The following is a 21,720-nucleotide window of genomic DNA, read 5'->3' on the forward strand; positions in this document are numbered from 1 at the left end:
GAAGTACGTACGGAACGGAATCATCTGCCCGAGCACCGAGAACGGAGCGGCCGGCACCTGGCGCATGGCGATCTGGACGGCGAAGAGCGTCAACGTCCGACCAGCACCCTGCGGCGCGTCCGACGGGCGGTGCGCGCGCGCGATGCGTTCGGGGGTCGCCATAGACGGGAGGGAACGCAGCGAGCGGCCACTGTGGTTCGCCGGGTGTCGGAAGAGGTGTCATGGGGCGCCACCGGGTGGGTAGGCGCCGGACGAGCCCGGCCGACCCGTCGGCAACGCAGGGGTACGAGGAGGCAGACATGTCCGCACCCATTCCAGACCCAGAGCCGCGTAACACGTTCCGCCGTCTCATCGGACCTGCTCCTGGCCGCAGGGCGGCCCGGCTCAGAGGTTCAGCATGACGGCGTAGGCCAGGAAGAAGAGGGCGCAGGCCACGGCGACCAGGCAGATCACCAGGAGGGGGCCCTTGGCCCAGCCGCGGGTGAGAGGGCGGTACGGGCCGGCTCCGGAACCGGTGCTGGACTCGCCGGGCGGCGTCTCACCCGGCGGCACGCCCTGGTGGTCGCGACGATCGGCGTCTACGGCTTCACGGCCGATGCCTTCCTCGAGAAGCTCACCCGTGCGAACGTAGGACTGCTGCTCGACCTGGGCCAGCGTCGCGGTGTCCGGGGCGCCGACTACTCCTGGGCCAACTCGGTACGCCTGCAGCGCGCGCTCGGCGCGGTGGGCACCGGCTACCGGCACATGAGGGGGCTGGCGCCGACGACAGAACTGCGTCACCTCCAGTACCGCGAGGACGACCGCCAGTGCGTGGGGAAGCGCAGCCGCATCGTTCTGGCGCGTGAATACGCCGAGCGCTACACCCGGGAGATCCTCGACCGGTTCGACCTCGACGCGGTCGTGCCGGAGCTCCCGAGGAACTCGGTGACCGCCCCCTTCATCGCGACCGCTTTCATCCACAGCAGTCATGTCCGCCCTCGTCGCGGGTCAGTCGGTGCGGGTGCGGGAGTAGGCGCCGTGGAGCTTGCGGCCGTCGAGTCGGAACGAGACACGTGCCCCTGCTCCAGTGCCTCGGGAAGCGGGATCTCGTGGCCGTCGTGGTTGGAGATGCCGTTGCGGACAGCAGTGGTCGTCCCGCTCGACGCCTCCGCGGTACTCCGCAAGTGACAGCCGGAGCGCGCCCCGCGCGACGGCGATGCTGTTGAGGCCCCTCGGCACGCCCCTGCCGCTCGGCTTCTTGGCGCTGGCGGGAGGAGCCTTCGTCACCACCGGGCTCCAGCTGGGGTGGGCGCCGCCCGCTGAACGGCACCCGGCCGCCGTGGTCATGATCGCGTTCTCCTTCCCGCTGCAGCTCCTGGCGTCCGTGCCGGGGTGGGAGGACCCCGCGGGCGTCATCGGACTGGTCCTGACAGATGTGACCGGCCCGGGCGGGGCAGTGCGGGTGAACGCCGAGCTTCTGGCGGTGCGGGGGCCGGAGGCGGGCATCGCCTACGCCACAGTATGGGCGCTTCTGTCCCGTTTTCATCGCCGGGAGTTCCGATGCTCGAACGCAAACAGCTCAAGGGCCGCACCCAGGTCACCTTTGTGCTCCCCGAGGACCGCCCGGCCGGGCCGGTCAGTGTGGTGGGGGACTTCAACCACTGGAACCCCGCCGCACACCCCCTCAAGCCCCGCGGAGACGGCACCCGGGCTGCCACGGTCACGCTGCCCAGCCACGGCGGGCATTCATTCCGCTATCTGGCTGCCGCCGACTACTGGTTCGACGACGAGCACGCCGACGCCCACGACGGCGTCAACAGCCGTATCCACACCTGAGCCGGGGCACTGAGCATGGATGCGATCGTGCTGCTGCGCGAGGACCACAAGACGGTCGAGAAGCTGTTCAAGAGGTTCCAGAAGACCTCGGACGAAGACACCGGCGAGCGCCGTGAGATCGCCGATCAGGTCATCGAGGAACTGACGGTGCACGCGTGGATCGAGGAGAAGTATTTCTATCCCGCCGCTCGCGAGGCCGCCCCCGAGACGACCGATCACATCCTGGAGAGCATCGAGGAGCACCACGCGGTGGTCTGGACCGAACTCGGATAACAGCTCCAGGCCGCGAAGGACGGCGCACCGCGGGACCCGCTGGCCGTTCCCAGCGCCGATTCGAAGTGACCGCACCACGCCTTCCCCGCACGCGGCATGGCCGGCGCCTGCTCGTGCCGTGCCTGCTGGCTCTCGCCGCGTGCGGGTGCGGGGGTCCTGCGGCCCGGGAGGACGCGGCACTGCGGGCGGGTCTGGCCTTCGAGGAGGCTCTGGCCGCCGGTGAGCACGTACGGGCGTGCGCGTTGCTGGCCCCGTCCACCCGCCAGGACCTGGAGCAGGGCGAGCGGCAGCCCTGCGCGAAGGCGCTTGCCGCCGAGGAACTTCCCCGGGCCGGCGCCGTCCGAGGCGTGGACGCGTACGGGAGACAGGCCATGGTCCGGATGTCGGGTGACACCCTGTTCCTGTCGCAGTTCACGAGCGGCTGGAAGGTGGTGGCCGCGGGCTGCACACCGGAGCCCGAAAAGCCGTACCACTGCCTGGTCAAGGGGGCCTGAGGTGCGTTTCCTGTTCGTCGCCACGCTGGGAGTGATCCTGGTCGGGCTCGGATACTTCATCACCATCGGGGTGCTGCAGCGATGACGGACGGCCGTGGAAGCCGGGGGAGTTTCTGGCGGGAGAACAGTCTCACTCTCGCCTCGGTATCGCTTTTCTGGTCGTCCTCGCCTGCCAGGCGGTCACGGGGCATGCCGAGTTCAACGAGCAGCTGACCGTGGACGGGATGCAGCCGATCGGCTTCGGGGACTATCTGCTGAGTTCCGATTTCGCCGTGGACGTCACGGAGAACTGGCAGTCGGAGTTCCTCCAGTTCTTCCTCTACATCTTCGGCACCGTCTACCTCGTCCAGCGGGGCTCGCCGGAGTCGAAGAAGGTCCACCAGGCCGGCCCGGAAAGCGAGGAGGAGCAGCGCATGGGCGACCACGCCCGCGCCGATTCCCCCGGGTGGGCGGGGACCAAGGACTGGCGCCAGGCCCTGTACGCACGCTCCCTGGGGATCGTGATGGGCGGCCTGTTCGTGCTGTCCTGGCTGGCGCAGTCCATCACGGGCACCGCCGCCTACAACGGCCGGCAACTGCGTCAGCTCGAGGACCCGGTCAGCTGGGCCGGATATCTGATCACTCCCGATTTCTGGAACCGGACCCTGCAGAACTGGCAGTCCGAACTCCTCGCCGTCGCGGCCATGGTCGTCCTCTCCATCTACCTCCGCCAGCGCGGCTCCCCGGAATCAAAACCGGTCGGCGCCGCGCACACCACGACGGGCGTCGAAGGCTGACAGGCTGCCGCTGAGCTCCGGGAAGTCTGCGGGAAGGCGGGCCATGGCACCGGACCTGCCACGGTCGGTCTCGCCTCCCGCAGCCGCCACTGCGTCCGGTTCCGACGGGCGTGCGGCCGCGCACCGAGTACCGGGTGACGGGGACGCTGGAGCACGACCGCGCAGAGATGCCGCTCGCGGTCGACTCGGTGAACGTCATCTGAGCATGTGCGAGTTGCCTGCGCGTCACGACCCGGTCCTACCGGGTTCGACCCCACCACGAGGACCTGGAGTCCGCAGTCGGTGTTCCTGAAGTGCCGGCGGTCGGGCCGGAACGGGCTCGGCGGGGTCACGGTTCGTGCAACGTCGGTCGGCCGCCATTGACGTAGCCCTCCGGACGTGCGAAAAAGGCCTCAGGCAGTCCCGCCCGGGCCGGCACGTTCCCGCGGGCCCCATTCCTGCTCGCTCCGCGCCGCCTCCCACGAGAAGGCTTCGCGCGCATCCGACTCCTCCACCAGTCGGGCAGAGACGCCTCCGAATACCAGCACGACGACGACGGGAACACCAACTTGACCCTCATGCCCGGATCCCGTGTGCCGGGGCGGACCTGGACGGTCCGGCTCACCGGTCATCCCGATCACACCGTGTCCGTCACCTGCAGCAGCGCCGCGTGCCGGATGCCGGCCCGCTCGAAGGACACCGCGAGTCTGCGGCGCTTCGCCGCAGACCACGCCAAGGCACACGCACGCCTCGCCACCATCCGACCCCAAACCTCGTGCACCTGCGGCAGCGCACAGTGCGCTCTCCACGAGGCCCGCGTCCAGTGTGCCGGGACCACGTTGTTGGTCCTCGTCCACAACCCGGCCGTCGGCCAGGTCTGGACCTTGGCGGAAGTGTGCCAGGCCTGCGCGAGGCAGATCCCGCACACCACGATCCTGGCCACGGGCAGGCCCGCCGTCCCGGCGCCCGCAGCAGCCGGCGCGGCGCAGCCCGTGCAGCGGGCCGCAGTTCCGGGCGGGTTCTCCTCACCCGACGCCGCGCTGGAGCCTTCGCCGGGGAGGCGTCGGCCCCCACGGCGACGGGGCTGACGCGCGGGTCGGCCCTGGAGGCCTGCGAACCCGGCCGGGGCTTTGCGTTCGCGGCCGCTCGGCGCGGTCACACCGCGCCACCTCGCCATGGGTCCGGCTCCCGCCGCACAGGGCGGTAGCCGGACGGTGATGCATCTGACGGTGCGGCATCACACGGCAGCGGTCCGCCCGTTGGCGACCGGCGCCCGGTGTCAGCAGGCGTCGATCTTGAAGATGGTGTTCCAGGAGCCGCTGCGGTCCTCGGAGTACGCCCCGGGCGTGGTGTAGCGGAGTTCGCCGCTGCTGCCGTACATCCGGGCCCGGGTACCGGACGACTGGTTGTTGCTCCAGGAGCCGGTGCCGGTCCAGGAGGAGACGTCGATGGTCTCGCTGCACAGCTTCTGACGCTTGACGTCCCCCGTGAAGTTCGAGCCACGGTAAGCGCAGAAGGTGTACGAGCCACAGCTGGACGGGGCCGCGAGGGAGCCGGCGGTCCGCTGGGCGGGGGCGTCGAGGTCGCGGGCGTAGGTCTCGCCGGGCAGCACCAGCAGGATCTCGGTGCCGTTGGCCAGCGTGATCTCGTTGGCCGCGGTCTGTGTACCGCCTTCCTGGGCCAGCCGGGCATCGACATCCGACTGGAGGGCACGGGACTGGGCGGAACTGAGACCGGCGGCGAGGGACTGCGCACGGAATTCCGCGGCGGAGCCGGCCGCCGTCCCTGCGGCGGCCTGCCCGGCGGTCGCCACGGCACTCGCCAGCGCGAGGGTGATCGCTGCTGCGGTGGTGAAGCGGGTGATCCTCATGGGAGCTCCTTCGGTCGGCAGGGTCCCGAGACCCTGCTGGGGGGGGTGAGCCGGGGATGACGATGCCCGTGGCGCCGAACCGCCGTCTTGGAAAAACGCGAAGCCCGCGGACCGGGCCCCCGATGCCTCGAGCCCGCGCCGCCACTCGATGCGGTGACGAGCGTCACAGGGTGCGAGCTCGGTCCGGCAGGGCAAGGTAGCCACTGACCGCCGCGGCCCACGGCCGCGCCTTGCACTTCCATGCCGCTGATCATTCAGGGGGACCCGTGCAACTGGTGGCACCCTTATGTCCGGGCATCGACATCCATGCCGGCCTCGGCTGGGAGGTGGCCCGCCGCGCCGGACCCGTGGGCCTGCCCGGGATACTCGGCTACCGCGGATTCCGCATCGACGCTCCGAGTGCCCGAGCACGCCTGGAGGCCCCGGACGGATGCGTGTACCTCGTCCTCGGATTCGCCGAACCCCTGACCCTGCTCTGCGGCCCGGGACGGGCCCCCATCAGCCACACTTCCCTGTTGTGCGGGCCGCAGCAGCAGGCGGGACTGGGCACTCACCACGGCCGGATCCACGGCATCGAGATCGCCTTCACCCCCTGGGCCGCGTCCGCCCTCTTCCGCATCCCGATGCATCAGCTCACGGACGCGGTCGTGGAGCCCGAGCAGCTCTCCCTGCCCTGGCTCTTGCAGCTCCACGGGCGATTGGCCGGCGCCGGCAACTGGTGCCGGCGCTTCACCCTGCTGGACCACGCCCTCGCCTCCCGGGCGGCCGATCCGCCTCCGGGGGCGGCCGAGATCCGCCATGTCTGGGACCAACTGACCAGGGGCAAAGGACGCACCACCGTCCAGGAGCTCGCCGAGGCCGCCGACTGGAGTGCCCGCCGGCTCCAGCAGCGCTTCCGCGAACACATCGGCCTGAGCCCCAAGGTCGCGGTCCGGATCACCCGGCTTCAGCACGCCCTCCAGCTTCTGCAGACTCCGGCATCGCTCAGTCAAGTAGCCGACACCTGCGGCTACTTCGACCAGTCGCATCTGAACCGCGACTTCAAGCTCTTCACGAGTGGCAGCCCGCGCGATTTCGCAGCCGGCCGCAGCGCCCATGCGAGCGGTCCGCCCCTCGCCCGCGCCAGCGGTACGCAGGCCAGCAGCACGCGGGCGGTGGCCGCCTGAACCTGCCGGGAACATGGCGGATGACGGCACGTCCGATGGCTCTGGAGCGGGCGGGGTCGACCGTGGCCCGCACCCGCGATCGCGGAGCATCGATGAGCCGGGTCGCGCGGGGCCGGCCCCGCGGGCATTCCGCTGCGCCCTAGGGTGGGCTCATGGATCTTCATGGCGAACTGATCGAGCACCCGTATTCCGTCTACGAGCGGCTTCGGGACACTGCGCCCGTGTGCCGGATCACGGGCACCGACGGCACTCCCGCGTGGCTGGTCACACGATATGACGACGTCCGTGAGGCGCTGGCCGATCCCAGGCTCTCCCTGGACAAGAGCAATGCGGCGGAGGGTACGTACCGTGGCTTCGCCCTCCCGCCGGCTCTGGACGCCAACCTGCTCAACATGGACGCTCCGGATCACACCCGGATCCGTGGTCTGGTGGGCCGGGCCTTCACCTCTCGGCGGGTCGAACAGTTGCGGACACCGATCCGTGCGACCGCCGACCGTCTTCTCGACGAGCTGGGTCCGGCCGGGAGTGCGGACCTGGTGGCGGAGTACGCCGTGGCGCTTCCGGTCATCGTGATCTGCGACTTGTTGGGGATACCCGAAGAGCATCGCGTGGACTTCCGCAGCTGGACGGATGCTCTGGTCGCGCCGGACCCGGCCCGGCCGGGGGCCGTGAAGGAGGCGCTGGTGGCGATGCTCGGGTTCCTCACCGGGCTCGTGGCGCACAAGCGCAGCGAACCGGCCGACGACCTGCTGTCCGATTTGATTGCCGTCCGGGACGCCGACGGGGACCGTCTGAGCGAGGACGAACTGCTGTCGGTGGTCTTCCTCGTCCTGTTCGCCGGCTACGAGAACACGGCCCAGCTCATCGGCAACGCCATCCACACCCTCCTGCAGCAGCCGGACCAACTGGCCCGGCTCCGCAAGGATCCCGCCCTGCTTCCGGCCGCGGTGGTCGAACTCGCCCGGCTCGAGGGACCCGCCCTCCTCGCGATCCGCAGGTTCCCGACCGAGGACGTCACCATCGCCGGGGTCACCGTTCCGGCGGGGGAGACGGTGCTGCTGTCCCTCGCGGCGGCCAACCGGGACCCGGCACGCTTCTCGCACCCCGAGGTGCTGGACTTCGACCGTGACACGGCCGGCCACCTGGCGCTCGGCCACGGTGTCCACTACTGCATCGGCGGACCTCTGGCGCGCGCCGAGGCGGAGATCGCCCTGGCCGCCCTCCTGGAGCGCTACCCCACGCTGGAACTCCTGAATTCAGCCCCCCGGTGGCGCCGTTCGCTGCGTGCGCGGGGCCTGGAGGAGCTGCCGGTCCGGTATCGAGCGGTGGTCGAATCGGTCTGAGACGTTCCGGGTGGCCGGCAGGTTCCCGTCCGGCGGCGGGCCGCGTCACCGGTGGCGGCCGGCCGGTCCTGAATACGTACTCGTCCCCACAACACGGCCCTGCCTGCGCCATGGAAGCGCCGGCAGGGCTCGTGTACCGAGGAGCACCGGGGCGGCCGCCGGACCGGGGCTTGTACGGCGGATGAGGGCCGGACAGGCCTCAGCCCGCAGCCAGAGCCCTCTTCTGGCGGAGTCGCTCACGCAGGGTGCCGACCATGGGGAGCGTCAGGCCTGCGAACAGGAAGAGCACCGCCAGGCCGCTCAGGGTGGGGCTGATGAACTCCTCGGCCTTCAGCGACCACGGGTTGTCGAGGGTGAAGAAGATGATGTAGCTCCCCTTGGTCAGTGCGTACGCCAGCCCGAAGGCGGCCGCCATGGCGGACAGGGAGAACCCGGCGCCGCTCCAGGGGCGGATACCCCAGTTGCGTCGTGCCGTCCTGCCGCACATGAACGCCAACTCCCCGCAGGTGATCATGACGTAGGAGAGGTAGAGCAGCAGATAGGCCGCGATCTTCGGGTTGTCGACGTAGGCGGTGGTGAACTCGATGGCGGGTGCGTTCGTCGCCAGGAAGAGCGGCACCATGATCGCCAGCTCGACCGCGGCGGCGAAGCCGCGCTGGAAGATCGCCGACCTCACGTACTCGGGGCGGTAGGCCAGGTCCACCATGGTGATCTGCAGTGCGGCGCACCACAGGATCGCGCAGATGTGGGCCACGAGTTTGCCGAAGTTGGCGACGCCGGTGACGTCCTGTGCGGCCTGGGCGACCACGGGGACGGCGCACATGACGCCCACGGTGCACACTCCGAACGCCGTGGCGATGGCCCATGTGGAGATCCGCGGATTCCCCAGGGCCCTCCGCGTGCAGAGCACGGTGACCAGCAAACCGGCCACCGTGCACGTCCCGAAGACTATGCCGTCCACTGCCTACAGCCCTTCCAGTGAATCGGCCGCATACCGCGCGGCCTCGTCCGTACTCCGCCGTCGTCGGCGCTTGCTCGGCGGCGCCTCGGCCGCACTGCGCGGAACCTCCAGGCCGAGGTGGGCCCTTCGCCGTTCCAAGTCTGTGATGACGCCCGCCAGCTCACTGTGCGGGAGACCGCTCAGCAGTGCCAGGACACGTCGCGCGAGAGGGTCCTCGAACGCCTCGAGCGCCTCGAGATCGTCATAGGGCCCGTGCGGGAGCAGGTGAGCGGGTGGGACACCCAGAGCTTCGCACAGGGCCAGCAGGGTGCCGACGGTCGGGTTGTCCTGGGAGCCGTTGGCGACCTTGGCGATGGTGGCGAAGGAAACTGACGGGTGGTCGCCGGGCAGGGCGTCGACGGAGTCCGAGAGCGACCGCGATGTGTGGCCACGGCCTCGCCGGCCGGCCATGAGGGCCTTGAGTTTGTCCGCGATCGACAGACGGCTGTTGCTCACCTCGGGCGCAGGGTGCCGCTCACGGCCCCAAGGGGGTCCCGCTGATGAATGCACACAACCACGTACCGGTCTCTCGCTCTGCCTGCCCTGTGCTTGTGTACTTTAGTTGACACGATTGGGTGTGCAAGGCAGGATCCCGATCAGGAACGCAACCTTACGCACCCGCGTGTGTGTACAGGCTGTCAGGCCTGCGAGCAGGGAATATCGAGCTGCCATGGTGGCCCTCGACCCGCCGCGGCCGACAGGCCGGACACGGCGGAGACACCGGCCGGAAGTGGCCGTACATCTGGCAGCTCGCGCCTGCCTGCTCGTGCTGCACCACACAGGGGGAGAGTTGAGTCCGCAGTTGGCATCCAGGGCCGCCGGCCGCACGGCGGCGGCCGTGGCACGGGAGGCGTGTCCTCCGGCGGTGGCATTCCAGCCGCCGCCCGGCACACCTGAACGTCCTTTCCGTACAGTGCGTCGCGCAGGCGCAATACCGCTTCCGTACGGGCGCTCCGTGCTCGCAGGAGATCGGGCGTGAGGTCGTGACCGGGGTGCCGATGCCGTCCTCGAAGGCGGCACGGGCACCGCGTGGGCGACAACTTCCGGACCGCTTCGAGGAGCGCTCGATGCCAACCCTGGGCGCACTGCCCACCCTGGGCACACTGCCCTCCCGCAACCCCGAACTCGAACTGACACTCGTCAGCCAGTGCAGTGCTGCCGCCCAGGCGGCAGAGGTGACGGGCGTCTTCTCCGTGACCCCGGAGAAGCTCCTGGAGGAGGGGGTACCGGCCGCCCTGGCCGACGGCGCCGTGGTCCTGATCACGGGCTCGGTCCCGTTCCGGCTGCGCGGCCGCATCACCACGGTGGTCGAGGTCCTGCTGCAGCGCATGGGCCGTGACCGCAGCGCCGGACTGATCGTCAGCACGCAGCCGAGCTCCCGTCAGCCGTACCCCCAGGCCATCGTCGACCTGGCCGAGAGGCTGGACATCCCCCTCCTTGCCACCACCGCGCCGGTGGAACGGTGGCAGGGGGTGCACGAAGGCATCCAGCAGTTCCGGCTCACGTTCGCCGAGCGCCGGGCCGCCCAACTCGCCTCACTCGTGCAGGAACTCCCGGCGCAGCTCGCCGACCAGCGGGCCATGCAGCGCATCGCCGACTGGCTCGCCCGGGCCCTCGACGTCCAGGTGATGGTCAGCGAACCCGACCGCGTCCTGGTCGCATCGCCGGCCACGGCCGCGGAGGAACTCGCGCAGGCCATCATCCGCCAGTCCGTGGACGGCGGCACCCCCGACGCCCGTTCGGGTCCGCACACCCAGCTCATCTCCCTGGGGCCGTCCTCCGCCGCGGGCACCGTCCTCGCCGTGGCCCGGCGTACACCCTTCGACGACGCCGATCTGCGGCTGCTGCGCCATGCCGCCAAGCTCCTGGGGCTGGTGGACCAGGCGCGCCGCGAATACCGGGCGGCATCGGACGCCTCCCGGGCCGCGCGCGACGCCGCGGTCGAGCTGCTGCTGGACGGTGAGGTCTCCAAGGCCCGCCGGGTCATGAGGAACCTCGCGCCGGGCCTGCTCGACCCCGACACGGCCCGCGTCTTCGTCGTCGAGACCTCGCCCGCCCGGCGGGACGCCGCCATGAGCCGCTGCGAGTCCATCACGGGCAGCCGCGCCCTGGTCGTCGCGGACTGGCGCCGCCACGACCGGATCCTGGTGATCCACCCGATCCGGGGCGGAGAGGGGGACGACAGGGTGGCCCTCGCACTCACCCATCTGGTCTCCGCGGTCGGCGCCGGGGCATCTCTGGGCGGTAGCGGCGTCTACTCGATGTCCCTGCTCGCCCACGCTCTTCACGAAGCGACCACCGCCCAGCGGTTCGCCCTGCACCAGCCGGACTCGGTGGCCCTCTCGGTGCAGGACACCGACCTGGTCAGCCTGCTCCCGGCGCATGACGCACAGGTGTGGGCCCGCCGACTCCTGCGCCCCCTCATGGAGACCGAAACGCAGTGGGAGCTGCTTCGCGAGACCCTGCCCACCGCCCTCGCCTACCCCTACACCGTGGCCGCCCGGCGTCTGGACCTGCACCGCAACACCGTCACGCGGCGGGTGGCACGCGCGGCCGAACTGCTGCACATGGACTTCGCGGCTCTGGCCGACCGCGTCACCGTCGGCCTGGCGCTCGAACTCGTCACCCATCGGGAGCTGCCCGAGCCCCCCGCCGGGAGCCCGGAATCCGATGCGCCCACACTCCGGGGGCTGCTCCACGGGCCGCAGATCCGGGCCTGGGCCGAGACGCTGCTCAGATCTGCCGGCGAGGACAGGCGTGGGCTGCTCGCCACGGCGACGGTCTGGCTCACGTGCGACGCGCACCTGGAGACGACCGCGCGTGAACTGGGCCTCTCGGAGGCAACGGTGCGCTCACACATCAGGGCGCTGGAGGGACTCCTGTCCCGTGACCTGTCCTCGCTGACCGGTATGCGCGACCTGCTGTTCGCGCTGCACCTGATGACGGGTGCGCCCCGACTCCCGGAGCCATCACGCGAACTGTGCGCGGTTGCCTGAGCCGAGAGCCCTACGGCTCCTGGCCGGCGTGTCCACCGGAATAGGCCCCGGGCCGGGTGGCGCTCCGCAGATCCTGGCACGGTTTGGATATTGAGCCCTTTCCGCAGGCCGGGGATGGCGTGGGCCAAAGGTTCGGAAGAGTCGCAGGAGATTTCTTCGGAAACACCGATCTGTGACGGTTGATCACGTGCATGCTCCCGCCCGTCGGGGCGTTTCTGTCGACCGTTAGAAATCTTGTCTGTTTCATCCTGTTCGGGCTCCGGGTAGAGCCCCCGTGGAGGATGCGCGAACGCCTCGGCCATTCTCGTCGCCGGCGGTGTGTGTGCAGTGAAGGGTTCGATGGGATTCGGCCACGACGTGAGCCGCACGCGAGTCTGACGTGCAGTGATCGTCGCCTCCATGGCGTGGCGAGGGATCTCTGGGTGGCTGGAAATCGCCTTGAAATGGCCGTAAAAATGCGGCGCCTGCAGATTTCTCTCACCTCTCGTGTTTCGGTGGGTCGCGAATTGAACCATCTGGCTGAAAAGCGGGGTGCTACCCCGAGCGGTGTGATGAAAAGAGGCCTGATGTGCAAGTCCGCAAAGCCGGAGCCGCATCATGTGCATCTCCGCGGCATGCGCTCCGCGAGTGGTGCAGAACCCGCAGTCCATACCGCTTGGTTGGTGCACCTGTGCAGTGGTGGGTCTTTCTGTGAATGCATAGCGTTGCCGGTGCAAGCGCGGCCGGACCCACATGCGAAGGTCCAGATGACCGGAGAACGAGAAATCGCGCAGTGCCGGACCACGGGGGTGTACGGCACAAGAGCGGGCTCGGAAGAGGGCGAAGGCAATGCTTGCGGCGACCTGGTCGTCGTGTGCACCGGTAGGCGGGTGCCGGTGGGAGTGAGCCACTTCCACCCGGTCACCCGCCACCCGTGCGAACCAGGCCTTTGCTCCGACCCCGCGCACAAGGACCCTCGGCCGGCGGGTGCCGGGAACCGGATCAGCCGAGAGGGAACGGGAACTGCCCGGCCAGGTCGCCGAGAACGGCCCGTTCCACGGCCGTCGGGGGCGGGCCCCGTACCGATCAGCAGGGCGTCGGCGTCGGGGAGGTCCGGGGGGAAGGGGACAGCAGTGATCCGTTCCAGCATCGTGCGGGAACGGGCAAGGGACTCGGCCGGTGGTCCGGCTGCGTCGGGGACGCCGACGGCGAGGTCGAGGTGGTGGAGCGTCCACTCGAGCACGTACGCCCCCAAGTACTCGCGCGCGGTGAGGACCTGGCCGCGGGTGCCCTCCTGATCCTCGGGGTCGGCGACGGCCGCTCGAAGTCTCCGTCCGCGAGTTCGTCGACCGCGGTGCGCAACGCCGACCACGAGAGTGGGAAGAGGTCCATCACGGCACGCTACTGGACGTGAACGGGCGATGCCGGGGTCCTTTCCCTGGACTGGGTCGCGCCATGGAACGGGCCTTCCGGAGGAGATCCACCGCATGGTAGGGATGGCGACGTGATCACGAACCCGCCGTCCCCGGCTGCCAGGCTCCACCGTCTACCCATGCCGGGATACAGGGGACCGCTGCTTCTGGCCGTGCTGCTGGCCGTCGTCGCGGCGCCGGGAAGTTTCGTACGCGAGCGCGTGCTGTTCGGCACGGTGCTCACCGGCGTGTTCGCAGCGGTGCCGCTCGTGGCGATGCTCGCACGGGGTCTGGTGAGGCTGGCCGTGTCACCCGCTGCGCGAAGCCGCGTACGGCGGCTCCGCCGCCCGGGCAACAGTGTGCTGCTGGGCTGCCTGCTGGCGTCGGGTGCCGTCGTGCTGGGCTACAGCGTGCCCGGTGAGGACCTCGGAATGCTGGTCATGGGCCTGGTGGCGCTCGGCCTGTTGCCGTTCGTCTGGTTCGCCTGGCAGATGGCGGGTGCCGCGGAGCCGGCCGAGGAGGCCCGAGAGGGGCGGCTGCGTGGCCTCTGGCGCTGGGCGGCAGCCCCACTGCTGGTCGGCACCACGGTGCTGCTGATCAGCCAAGGCCTTCCCCTCGAGGCGCGATTCGCGATCGCCCGGCCCGCACTCACCTCCTACGCCGAGCAGGCCCTGGCCGCGGGCTCGGCGGACCCCCACCGGGCCTGGATCGGCGGCTACCCGGTCCGGGACGCCGAACTGGCCGACGGCGGCGTGAAGTTCCTCATCGGACGTTCCGGCTTCTTCGCCCACCACGGCTACGCCTACTTCCCGCTCGACGGACCGACGCAGCACAGCGGCGAGTACGTCCATGTCAGCGGCCCCTGGTACAGCTGGTCAGGACCCGATCACTTCTGAGCACGCGCCCGGATCCGCTCCCGTGCGGCCCGCCCGGCGTCGGCCAACGTATGTTGATCATTGCAGAGGACGAGGGAGCGGCGCGCACAGCACGGGTGGAGAAGTGGAGGCTTCGATGGGAGCGGCCGATGAGGGCCGGCACTGGCCGGACGAGGTCAGTACCGACAATGCGAGGACGACTCTGGTGCAGCTCCTCGCGCGGGCGGGAGTCGGCTCCGGCGACGCGTGGCAACTGATCGGGCTGGTAGAGGCGGGTGCGCTGGCCCTTGCGCACACGGAACTGAGCGGCGCCCGCAGCGCGCCCGGGGACGAGGGTGGTGCGTACGGGGCGGGCTGGCTCGACGGTGCGGAGGACATCCTGAAGGGTCTGGGCGCGGTTGCCGAGCGGTCCCTGGTCCGGGCCGTGGGGGCGGTCGGGGAGCCGGGCCCGGCGGGGGAGCGGCAGCGGGTCCGCCGCATGGAGGTGGAGCGGGCGCGGGTGGCGCTCACGCCGCTGTACCTGTCCTTCACCGAGGCCTCCGACCTGGATCCGGAGGTGACCGAGGAGGTACTCCGCGCCGTCCTCGTCACCATGACCCCACGGGAGCGGGCCGGGTATCCGGGACGGCTGACGGAGTTCTCCGAGGTCCACGCCACCCGGCTGACGCGACTCTTCGAGGCGTTCGGACCGGGCAGCACCATCACCGTGCACGGCCGCTATTCGCTTCTCCACTCCGTCACGAGCATCGCCGTGCTGGAGCGGCTCCTCGCCGTGCCGCCGGAGCTGCGGGCGGAGTGGAACGCGGCGGAGCTGCCGCCCGTGTGGCTGGACGGCCTGATGACCGCATGGGACGCCTCGGCCTGACGACCGTACGGACCGAGCCAAGCCACGGCGGCCTCGGACCGGCCACCCTGAGCGAGGCCGGCGAATGCACGCCGGTCGCGCCGGTGCGTGCGTTCGCAGGCCGCGGCGGTCGAGGGCGTCCGCCGACCCGAGTGGAGTCCTCGGATGTCGCGGGCGGGTGATTCTGAGGCAGCCACCGGTGCGGTGCCGCGTACTCGAAGCGGCCCTCGTCAAGGGTCAGGGCTCGTTGGCTCCTGCACCTTTTACGTCTCGGAGGATCGATGCTGTTCACCCGCCGGACCGTCGTCCAAGCCGGAGGCTGCGCCGCGGCCGCGCTGGCGGTCGGGAACGGCTCCGTGATCCCCGCCGCGGGAGCCACCGCTGCTCCCCGCCCCGGGGTCACGGGCGAGGCCCTGCCCCTGCGGTCGGACACCACCACGCAGGGCGACGTCCTCGCCGGCTTCCGCAAGGACCACGTGTGCCTCTTCTTCATCCGGTTCGGGCATTTCGCCAGGGCGCGCCGCTGGCTGGGTGATCTGCTGCCCGAGCTGTCCACCACCGTGCAGGTGGCCCGGTTCAACGAGCAGTTCCGCCGTGCCCGGCAGCTCCGCAACGGCGTCGATCCCACCACCATGGCCGCGCTCTGGACGGGCATCAGCCTCACCCACGCCGGGCTGGGGCACCTCGCCCAGCAGGACCCGTTCCCGGCCGTCCCGCCCGGGGGCACCGCCGAGGCGTTCTGCGACGGCCCGGGAGCGCGGGCAGGGCAGCTCGGAGACACCGGCCCCAGCGCCCCCGAGTCCTGGTTGTTCGGGGCGGCGGCGGACAGCGTGCACGCCGTGCTCACCCTCGCCTCCGACGAGCCCGGGGAGCTGGAGCAGGCCATCGGTCGGCACCGGGACTCGCTGCAGCGCGCCGGTGCCGACGTCGTCTTCCGCCAGGACGCGGCCACGCTGCCGGGGGCCCTGCACGGCCACGAGCACTTCGGGTTCCTCGATGCCATCAGTCAGCCCGGCGTACGAGGTTTCCACAGCGCGGACGCGACCGGCACGGGCGTGCAGGGCAAACCCGGCACCCGCCTGATCCCCGCCGGTGAGTTCATCGTCGGGCAGGAACGGGTGGGACAGCGTCCTGCCGGGCTGCCCGCCTGGGCCACCGGCGGGTCGTTCCAGGTGGTCCGGCGCCTCGCCCAGGACGTTCCGGGGTGGTGGGAGCAGGCCCGCGTCCTGCTGAAGGAGCTGCAGAAGTCAGGGGCCGCCCCGGCCGACGCGACGCCCCGGTGGCTCGCCGCCCGCTTCGTCGGCCGCTGGCCGGGCGGGGCTCCCGTCGCCACCTGCCCGATGGCGGAGACGGCCGTACCGCCCGGGGCGGATGCGGGGAACGACTTCGATTTCCACGACGACCCCCAGGGGTGGACCACACCCCTCTTCGCGCACATCCGGAAGGCCAGTCCGCGCGGCGGGCTGGTCACGGCTCCCGGACGACCGCCCCTGCCCGCCTCGGCGCTCGACAACCGCCGCATCATCCGGCGCGGCATCCCTTACGGTCCGGCCCACCGCGAGGACTCCGGGCCCGCCGACCGCGGGCTGGTCTTCGTGAGCTACCAGGCCGACCTCGTCGAGCAGTTCGAGTTCATCGCCCGGAAGTGGTGCAACAGCACGGACTTCCCGCCCGCGCGGCACCCGCAGCCGGGCTCGGACACGGTCATCGGACCCGCCTCCCCCGTCTGCTTCGAATCCGCCGCCCCCAGCGGCAGCCGTGCCACGACCCTCGACTTCCAGAACTTCGTGCGTACGGAGGGAGCCCTGTACGCCTTCACGCCGTCGATCCCCACGCTCCGGGCGCTGGCCGAAGGCTCGCTCGACAACGCCATCGAGGTGCATCCGGGTACGGTCCTGCGCCCCGGCGACAGCCTGGACGCGGGGTCGGTACGCCTGCGCTTCGATGCCGCCGGTGGACTGACGCTCCAGGCGGAGGACGGGCAGACGCTGTGGAGCGCCGGGGCGGCCGGGTCGGGCGTCGACGCCCTGTTCGCCGCGAACGGCGAACTCAGCGTGCGCGATGCCGCCGGCAAGCCGCTTTGGTCCTCCGGTACCGGCGGCGCGCCGGGCGCCCGCCTCCTGGTCCGTCCGTCGGGGGACGCCGTCATCCTCAGGAACGGCCGTCCCGTGTGGCGGGTGTCCGGGCCGTCGTCCTGAGCGGGCACCCGCCTCGCCGGCCGGCCGGGTCAGTTGCCGGCGCGGCCGGTGAGGAGCAGGTGCGCGGAGGCGTCGGTGACTGCGGGATGGCGATCGGCGAGGCGGGCTGTCTCGATGGCCCCGGTGAGGAGCGGCGACTCGTGCAGGGGTGCGCCCGCAGTGCGTTCGGCGGCGCGGAGGCCGTCGCGGCCTGTTCGAGGTGCTTGGGTACGGGGTCGATCAGGTGGACCTCGTGGCCGTCGCCGGCGAGCCGGCGGGCGTGGGTGCCGGGGCCTCCTCCGACGTCGAGGATGCGGGCGGGTGCCGGGGTCCGGTCAGGCGCGGACTCCGATGACGGTCTTGCCGCGGGCGCCGCCCCGCTCCACCTTCTGCAGGGCCTCGGAGGCCTCGTCGAGCGGGAAGACCGTCTCGACGATCGGCCGGAGCTGCCCGGACTCTACCAGGCCCGCGAGGTGGGCGAGCTGCTCGCCGTGCGGGCGCATGAAGAAGCTGCGGGCCTCGACGTTCCACCGGGCCTTCTTGGCCTCGGCGTCCGCGATGGGAACGATCGAGACCAGGGTGCCGCCGGTCTTGAGCACGCCGAACGACCGCTCCTGGGTCTCGCCGCCGATGGTGTCCAGGACGACGTCGACGTCGGAGACGACCTCGTCGAACCGCTCGGCCCGGTAGTCGATCACCCGGTCGGCACCGAGCTCGCGGACCAGTTCCACGCTGCCGGCACTGGCGGTCGCCACGACCTCGGCGCCGAGCTGCTTGGCGATCTGCACGGCGGCGGAACCCACGCCGCCGGCGGCGCCGTGGACGAGCAGGCGGGTCCCGGCCCGTACGTCGGCCTGCTCGGTCAGGGCCTGCAGGGCGGTCAGCGCGACCAGGGGCAGCGAGGCGGCCTCCTCGAACGTCAGGCCGGACGGCTTGGCGGCGACCAGCGACTGGTCCACGGCGGCGTACTCGGCGAAGGCGCCGCCCACGCGGGGGTCGACGCGGGAGAAGACCTCGTCGCCCACCGCGAAGCGCGTGACCTCGGCGCCGACCCCGGTCACCACGCCGGCGAGCTCGTTCCCGATGACCAGCGGCCGGTCCGGCTCACCCGCGCTCATGAAGCCCTTGACGATCAGGTGGTCCACCGGATTGACCCCGGCCGCGCGGACCTCGATGAGCACGTCGCGGGGGCCGATGGCGGGGACGGGTGCATCGGCCACCCGGACGACGTCTCGGACCTGGCCGTACTGGGAGATGACTGCTGCCTTCATGGGAATTCCTTGATCGAGTCTGTGCCGGGCCGCCGAGCGGCCGGGCCGTGTGCGAGAGAGGGGGCGGGGTGGTGGGACCGGGTCAGGCGGTGGGGGCGGGGCTGCGGCCGGCCGCGGCCCTCTCCAGGGCGCCGAGGAGGACCTCGGGGCTCTGGGCGCCCTGGAGCACCAAGGTGCCGTCGATGACGAAGGTGGGAACGGCCGTGACGCCGAGGGCGGTGGCCTCGGACAGTTCGGCGCGGACTTCGTCGGCGCCCTCGGACGAGGTGAGGAAGGCCAGCGTCGCCGCGCGGTCGAGACCGGCGGCCTCGGCGAGCCCCGCGAGCGCCTCGCGGTCGCCGAGGTCCCCGCCGTCGGTGAAGTAGTGGGCCAGCAGGCGCTCCTTCACTGCGGCCTGGCGTCCGTGACGCCGGGCGAACCAGAGCAGCCGGTGCGCCTGGAAGGTGTTGGTGGCCAGCGCCTCGTCCATCCGGAAGGTGATGCCCTCGGCGGACGCGGCCCGGGTCAGCGGCCCGAAGATGCTCGCGGCGGGGCGGCCGAACTTGCGCTCGTAGACCTGTGCAGAGGGCTCAGGCGTCCCGGGGGCCGCGGGGTTCAGCTGGAAGGGCCGGTAGACGACGTCGACGCCCGCCGCCTCCGGGAAGGCGGCCAGGGCCTTCTCGAAGCGGCGCTTGCCGATGTAGCACCACGGACACACCAGGTCCGAATAGATCTCGACCTTCACGACGCTCGCTCCTGACGGGTCTGTCTCACCGGATGGGCCGGATTCGCCTCGTGGGTTCCGGACCGCTCGTTCCATAACGTAGCCGATTCTGGAACGAGCGGTCAAATATGTGCTGCCGCGGCCGCTGACCTTCGCTACCGTGGGGTGCATGGCGAGACCACGCACGTTCGACGAAGAAGCGGTCCTGGACCGGGCGATGATCCTGTTCTGGCGCAAGGGGTACGAGGCGACCGCGATGAGCGACCTCGTGGAGGAGCTGGGGCTGGGCCGCGGATCGATCTACGCGGCGTTCGGGGACAAACACCAGCTCTTCATCCGGGCCCTCGGCCGGTACCTGGACCACCAGACACGGCTGCTCGGCACCGCGCTCGACGAGCAGGGGCCGGCGCTCGCCGGGCTGAGGGACGTCCTCGGCCGCCTGCTGGCGGCCGACGCGGCCGCCAGCAGCGCCGGGTGCTTCAGCGTCAACAGCATGGCCGAGCTGCTGCCGCACGACGAGGAGGTCGCGAAACTGGCCCGCGGCAACCTCCAGTACGCCGAGAAGGCGTTCACGGCTCAGCTGGAACGGGCCGCACGGGACGGGGAACTCGCTCCCGCCGTCACCCCGCGGCAGGGCGCGCTGCTCCTCCTCAACCTGGTCCAAGGCCTGCAGATCATGCGCAAGGTCGACCCCGACCCGGCGAACGCGGCGGCTTGCCTGGACGCCGCCTTCGCCCTCCTGGGCCGCCCGCCGGCCGTCACCGAAGCGCGCGGCGACGGCCCGGCCATGGTCCCGGCGGCGCCGTAGCTGCCGCGTACCGCCGGTACGGCAGACCGGGCACCCCTTACGGTGCGCCCCACCGGGACCCGCCTCGGTACCGCGTAGCGTGTGGTCGACGTTGGCTGACCGATGGCTGAGGGGCAGGTGGTCGTCCATGCAGCGGGAACGCGGTGCCGACGATGCGGTGATCGTGATCGGTGCGGGCGCCGCCGGACTCGCCTGCGCGGCCGACCTGCTCGCCGGAGGCCTCAAGGTCGTCCTGCTGGAAGCGGGGGACGTGGTCGGAGGGCGCATGCGCACCGACCGAGTCTCCGGCTTCGTGACCGACCGCGGGTTCCAGGTCCTCAACACGTCGTACCCCCAGGTGAAGCGACGTCTCGCCCTTCGTCCGCTCCGATTGCGGCCCTTCACCCCCGGAGTGCTCGTGCACACCGGTGAGGGACGGCTGCGCCGCTTCGTCGACCCCACCCGACGCCCGCGCGAGAGCAGCGACCTGCTTCCCGGCAGGCTCGCCTCGGCCCGTGACCTGGCCGCCCTGGGGGTCCTGACCGCACGGGACGTGCTCCTGCCGCCCCGGCGACTGCGAGCACGCGCCGAACGGACCACCCTCACCGCACTGGCGGAAGCGGGCCTGTCGGAGGAACTGGTCGAGAGCTTCTTCCGGCCGTTCCTGTCCGGAGTCTTCCTGGAGGACCAGCTGGAGACCTCCTCACGGGTCTTCGACTTCGTGTGGCGCAGCATGCTGCGCGGCACCCTGTGCCTGCCCGCCGACGGCATCGCGGCGGTACCGGCCCAGCTCGCCGGGCGCCTCCCCGCCGGCGTCCTCAGCCTGGAGACGCCGGTCGCCCGACTGACCGAGGACGGCGTGGCCCTGGCGGACGGCACACCGCTGCGGGCACGCGCGGTGGTCGTCGCCACCGGCCAGACCGCGGCGGCCCGGCTCGTGCCCGGGCTCGGCGTCCCGGCCGGACGTACCGTCACGACCCTCTACCACGCCGCCGCCCGTTCCCCCCTGCGCGAGCCCACGCTCCTCGTCGACACGCGGCGCCGGTTCCTCAACACCTGCGTGGTGAGCGAGGTGCACCCCGGCTACGCTCCCGACGGCCGCGCGCTCGTCTCCACTTCCGTCCTCGGCGCACCCGACCCGGCACAGGAGGCGGTGATCCGGTCTGCCCTGGGCGAGGCCTACGGCGCCGACACCGACTCCTGGGAGCTGGTGCACCGGTGCACGGTACGGGACGCCCTGCCCGCCATGCCCCCACCGATGCCGCTGATCAGGACGACGCGCCTGGGCCCCGGCCGCTACGTCTGCGGGGACCACCGGGCGACCGGATCGCTCCAGGGCGCACTCGCCTCGGGGACGAGGGCCGCCCGCGAGGTCCGTGCGGACCTCCGGGGCTGAGCGCCACGCTCGAATGCAGCGTGCTCCGGACGCTGATCCGCTTCCCGTGCATCCGCAGCCCGCTCGGCATCGGAAGACGAGAAGGGAGAACGGAGCCCACATGCGAGGTCGGCCATGACACATGCAGGCGACAGGACACGTGCCACATCCGCGGAAACGGGCTGCGGTGACAGCGGGCCGGCCCGGGTGCCGGACTCCGTGCGCCTGCCCCCGGCCGGCTGGCGGACCGCCCCGGACGGAGGACGGCCGCGACCACTCGCCTGCCGGCACCTCGACCAGGAACGGCCGACCCCGTCACGGCTGCCGGTGACCGGTTGCGCCGAGTGCATGGCCGCGGGTCGGCAGGACTGGGTTCACCTGCGGATCTGTCTGGACTGCGGCCACAACGGCTGCTGCGACAGCTCCGCCGCGGCCCACGCCTGGAAGCACGCTGCCACCACGGGCCACCCGATCGCGGTGGCGGTCGAGGAGCCCTGGGCATGGTGCTACACCGACGAGGTCTTCCTCGTTCCCGACAGCGCTGAACCGGAGGCCCAAAGCGGCGAGTGATGAGGCCGACCCCCG

The 21,720-nt window shown here is 71.3% G+C and carries 21 protein-coding genes and 1 pseudogene; 15 read left to right on the top strand and 7 right to left on the bottom strand.

Annotation, left to right across the window (positions count from 1 at the left end; genetic code table 11):
• Nucleotides 1-384 precede the first annotated feature (384 nt).
• Nucleotides 385-552, bottom strand: coding sequence for a DUF6480 family protein (locus tag ACIGFK_RS03340; protein ID WP_400050323.1), 168 nt, complete (start codon nt 550-552; stop codon nt 385-387).
• Nucleotides 553-558: 6 nt separating this feature from the next.
• Here ACIGFK_RS03340 and ACIGFK_RS03345 point away from each other — a divergent pair, with 6 nt between their 5' ends.
• From ACIGFK_RS03345 to ACIGFK_RS03365, 5 genes are all read left to right on the top strand, one after another.
• Nucleotides 559-1,167: a hypothetical protein gene (locus tag ACIGFK_RS03345; RefSeq protein ID WP_400050324.1), complete on the top strand. Its 609-nt coding sequence runs from the start codon at nt 559-561 to the stop codon at nt 1,165-1,167.
• A gap of 372 nt (nt 1,168-1,539) precedes the next feature.
• Nucleotides 1,540-1,815, top strand: a complete 276-nt coding sequence (locus ACIGFK_RS03350) for an isoamylase early set domain-containing protein (RefSeq protein WP_376655576.1) — start codon at nt 1,540-1,542, stop codon at nt 1,813-1,815.
• Nucleotides 1,816-1,830: 15 nt separating this feature from the next.
• Entirely contained in the window at nt 1,831-2,088 is a 258-nt protein-coding gene (locus ACIGFK_RS03355; protein WP_400050325.1) for a hemerythrin domain-containing protein, read from the top strand.
• Between the two features lie 65 nt (nt 2,089-2,153).
• The gene (locus tag ACIGFK_RS03360) at nt 2,154-2,582 is read left to right on the top strand and encodes a hypothetical protein (protein ID WP_400050327.1); all 429 of its coding nucleotides are present in this window, start codon (nt 2,154-2,156) and stop codon (nt 2,580-2,582) included.
• Between the two features lie 155 nt (nt 2,583-2,737).
• On the top strand, nt 2,738-3,358 hold the full coding sequence (locus ACIGFK_RS03365) for a DUF6766 family protein (RefSeq protein ID WP_400050583.1): 621 nt from the start codon (nt 2,738-2,740) through the stop codon (nt 3,356-3,358).
• 1,258 nt (nt 3,359-4,616) lie between these two features.
• Here the strand turns inward: ACIGFK_RS03365 and ACIGFK_RS03370 are convergent.
• Nucleotides 4,617-5,207, bottom strand: coding sequence for a hypothetical protein (locus ACIGFK_RS03370; protein ID WP_376655579.1), 591 nt, complete (start codon nt 5,205-5,207; stop codon nt 4,617-4,619).
• Nucleotides 5,208-5,473: 266 nt separating this feature from the next.
• On the opposite strand from ACIGFK_RS03370, the gene ACIGFK_RS03375 reads away from it, so the two are divergent.
• Entirely contained in the window at nt 5,474-6,373 is a 900-nt protein-coding gene (locus ACIGFK_RS03375; RefSeq protein WP_386468165.1) for a helix-turn-helix domain-containing protein, read from the top strand.
• A 152-nt stretch (nt 6,374-6,525) separates the two neighbouring features.
• Nucleotides 6,526-7,716 (top strand): cytochrome P450, encoded by a 1,191-nt coding sequence (locus tag ACIGFK_RS03380; RefSeq protein ID WP_376655581.1) that lies wholly within the window; start codon nt 6,526-6,528, stop codon nt 7,714-7,716.
• Between the two features lie 199 nt (nt 7,717-7,915).
• On the opposite strand, the gene ACIGFK_RS03385 is transcribed toward ACIGFK_RS03380, so the two are convergent.
• Entirely contained in the window at nt 7,916-8,677 is a 762-nt protein-coding gene (locus tag ACIGFK_RS03385; RefSeq protein ID WP_400050329.1) for a hypothetical protein, read from the bottom strand.
• Nucleotides 8,678-8,680: 3 nt separating this feature from the next.
• Nucleotides 8,681-9,172, bottom strand: coding sequence for a helix-turn-helix domain-containing protein (locus ACIGFK_RS03390; RefSeq protein ID WP_376655583.1), 492 nt, complete (start codon nt 9,170-9,172; stop codon nt 8,681-8,683).
• A 611-nt stretch (nt 9,173-9,783) separates the two neighbouring features.
• On the opposite strand from ACIGFK_RS03390, the gene ACIGFK_RS03395 reads away from it, so the two are divergent.
• The 5 genes from ACIGFK_RS03395 to ACIGFK_RS03415 all read left to right on the top strand — a co-directional run bounded on the left by ACIGFK_RS03395 (nt 9,784) and on the right by ACIGFK_RS03415 (nt 17,020).
• Nucleotides 9,784-11,712 (top strand): helix-turn-helix domain-containing protein, encoded by a 1,929-nt coding sequence (locus ACIGFK_RS03395; protein WP_376655584.1) that lies wholly within the window; start codon nt 9,784-9,786, stop codon nt 11,710-11,712.
• A 1,201-nt stretch (nt 11,713-12,913) separates the two neighbouring features.
• On the top strand, nt 12,914-13,105 hold the full coding sequence (locus ACIGFK_RS03400; RefSeq protein WP_400050332.1) for a hypothetical protein: 192 nt from the start codon (nt 12,914-12,916) through the stop codon (nt 13,103-13,105).
• A gap of 138 nt (nt 13,106-13,243) precedes the next feature.
• The gene (locus ACIGFK_RS03405) at nt 13,244-13,999 is read left to right on the top strand and encodes a hypothetical protein (RefSeq protein WP_400050333.1); all 756 of its coding nucleotides are present in this window, start codon (nt 13,244-13,246) and stop codon (nt 13,997-13,999) included.
• A 115-nt stretch (nt 14,000-14,114) separates the two neighbouring features.
• A complete protein-coding gene (locus ACIGFK_RS03410; protein ID WP_376655586.1) occupies nt 14,115-14,843 on the top strand; it encodes a hypothetical protein in 729 nt (242 codons plus the stop codon).
• Nucleotides 14,844-15,103: 260 nt separating this feature from the next.
• Nucleotides 15,104-17,020, top strand: a complete 1,917-nt coding sequence (locus ACIGFK_RS03415; protein WP_400050335.1) for a peroxidase — start codon at nt 15,104-15,106, stop codon at nt 17,018-17,020.
• Nucleotides 17,021-17,201: 181 nt separating this feature from the next.
• On the opposite strand, the pseudogene ACIGFK_RS03420 reads toward ACIGFK_RS03415, so the two are convergent.
• From ACIGFK_RS03420 to ACIGFK_RS03430, 3 genes and pseudogenes are all read right to left on the bottom strand, one after another.
• Nucleotides 17,202-17,312: pseudogene (locus tag ACIGFK_RS03420) on the bottom strand (SAM-dependent methyltransferase); the annotation flags it as partial.
• 22 nt (nt 17,313-17,334) lie between these two features.
• Nucleotides 17,335-18,270 (bottom strand): NADP-dependent oxidoreductase, encoded by a 936-nt coding sequence (locus ACIGFK_RS03425; protein WP_386468174.1) that lies wholly within the window; start codon nt 18,268-18,270, stop codon nt 17,335-17,337.
• A gap of 82 nt (nt 18,271-18,352) precedes the next feature.
• On the bottom strand, nt 18,353-18,994 hold the full coding sequence (locus tag ACIGFK_RS03430) for a DsbA family oxidoreductase (protein ID WP_400050337.1): 642 nt from the start codon (nt 18,992-18,994) through the stop codon (nt 18,353-18,355).
• Between the two features lie 148 nt (nt 18,995-19,142).
• On the opposite strand from ACIGFK_RS03430, the gene ACIGFK_RS03435 reads away from it, so the two are divergent.
• The 3 genes from ACIGFK_RS03435 (at nt 19,143) to ACIGFK_RS03445 (ending at nt 21,705) form a co-directional block, all read left to right on the top strand.
• Nucleotides 19,143-19,781: a TetR/AcrR family transcriptional regulator gene (locus ACIGFK_RS03435; protein WP_400050339.1), complete on the top strand. Its 639-nt coding sequence runs from the start codon at nt 19,143-19,145 to the stop codon at nt 19,779-19,781.
• Nucleotides 19,782-19,908: 127 nt separating this feature from the next.
• Nucleotides 19,909-21,156 carry an NAD(P)/FAD-dependent oxidoreductase gene (locus ACIGFK_RS03440; protein WP_400050341.1) on the top strand — a complete coding sequence of 416 codons (1,248 nt, stop codon included), beginning with the start codon at nt 19,909-19,911 and terminating at the stop codon, nt 21,154-21,156.
• Between the two features lie 327 nt (nt 21,157-21,483).
• Nucleotides 21,484-21,705, top strand: a complete 222-nt coding sequence (locus tag ACIGFK_RS03445; RefSeq protein WP_386468180.1) for a UBP-type zinc finger domain-containing protein — start codon at nt 21,484-21,486, stop codon at nt 21,703-21,705.
• Nucleotides 21,706-21,720: the final 15 nt, after the last annotated feature.

The sequence above is a fragment of the Streptomyces sp. NPDC085524 genome, from assembly GCF_044541755.1.
Classification (GTDB): Bacteria; Actinomycetota; Actinomycetes; order Streptomycetales; family Streptomycetaceae; genus Streptomyces.

Excerpts from the sequence above, each read along its gene's own strand:
- ACIGFK_RS03350 (WP_376655576.1), top strand. The coding sequence starts at position 1,540 with ATGCTCGAACGCAAACAGCTCAAGGGCCGCACCCAGGTCACCTTTGTG.
- ACIGFK_RS03355 (WP_400050325.1), top strand. The coding sequence starts at position 1,831 with ATGGATGCGATCGTGCTGCTGCGCGAGGACCACAAGACGGTCGAGAAG.
- ACIGFK_RS03370 (WP_376655579.1), bottom strand. The coding sequence starts at position 5,207 with ATGAGGATCACCCGCTTCACCACCGCAGCAGCGATCACCCTCGCGCTG.
- ACIGFK_RS03380 (WP_376655581.1), top strand. The coding sequence starts at position 6,526 with ATGGATCTTCATGGCGAACTGATCGAGCACCCGTATTCCGTCTACGAG.
- ACIGFK_RS03395 (WP_376655584.1), top strand. The coding sequence starts at position 9,784 with ATGCCAACCCTGGGCGCACTGCCCACCCTGGGCACACTGCCCTCCCGC.
- ACIGFK_RS03405 (WP_400050333.1), top strand. The coding sequence starts at position 13,244 with ATGCCGGGATACAGGGGACCGCTGCTTCTGGCCGTGCTGCTGGCCGTC.
- ACIGFK_RS03410 (WP_376655586.1), top strand. The coding sequence starts at position 14,115 with ATGGGAGCGGCCGATGAGGGCCGGCACTGGCCGGACGAGGTCAGTACC.
- ACIGFK_RS03415 (WP_400050335.1), top strand. The coding sequence starts at position 15,104 with ATGCTGTTCACCCGCCGGACCGTCGTCCAAGCCGGAGGCTGCGCCGCG.
- ACIGFK_RS03425 (WP_386468174.1), bottom strand. The coding sequence starts at position 18,270 with ATGAAGGCAGCAGTCATCTCCCAGTACGGCCAGGTCCGAGACGTCGTC.
- ACIGFK_RS03435 (WP_400050339.1), top strand. The coding sequence starts at position 19,143 with ATGGCGAGACCACGCACGTTCGACGAAGAAGCGGTCCTGGACCGGGCG.
- ACIGFK_RS03440 (WP_400050341.1), top strand. The coding sequence starts at position 19,909 with ATGCAGCGGGAACGCGGTGCCGACGATGCGGTGATCGTGATCGGTGCG.
- ACIGFK_RS03445 (WP_386468180.1), top strand. The coding sequence starts at position 21,484 with ATGGCCGCGGGTCGGCAGGACTGGGTTCACCTGCGGATCTGTCTGGAC.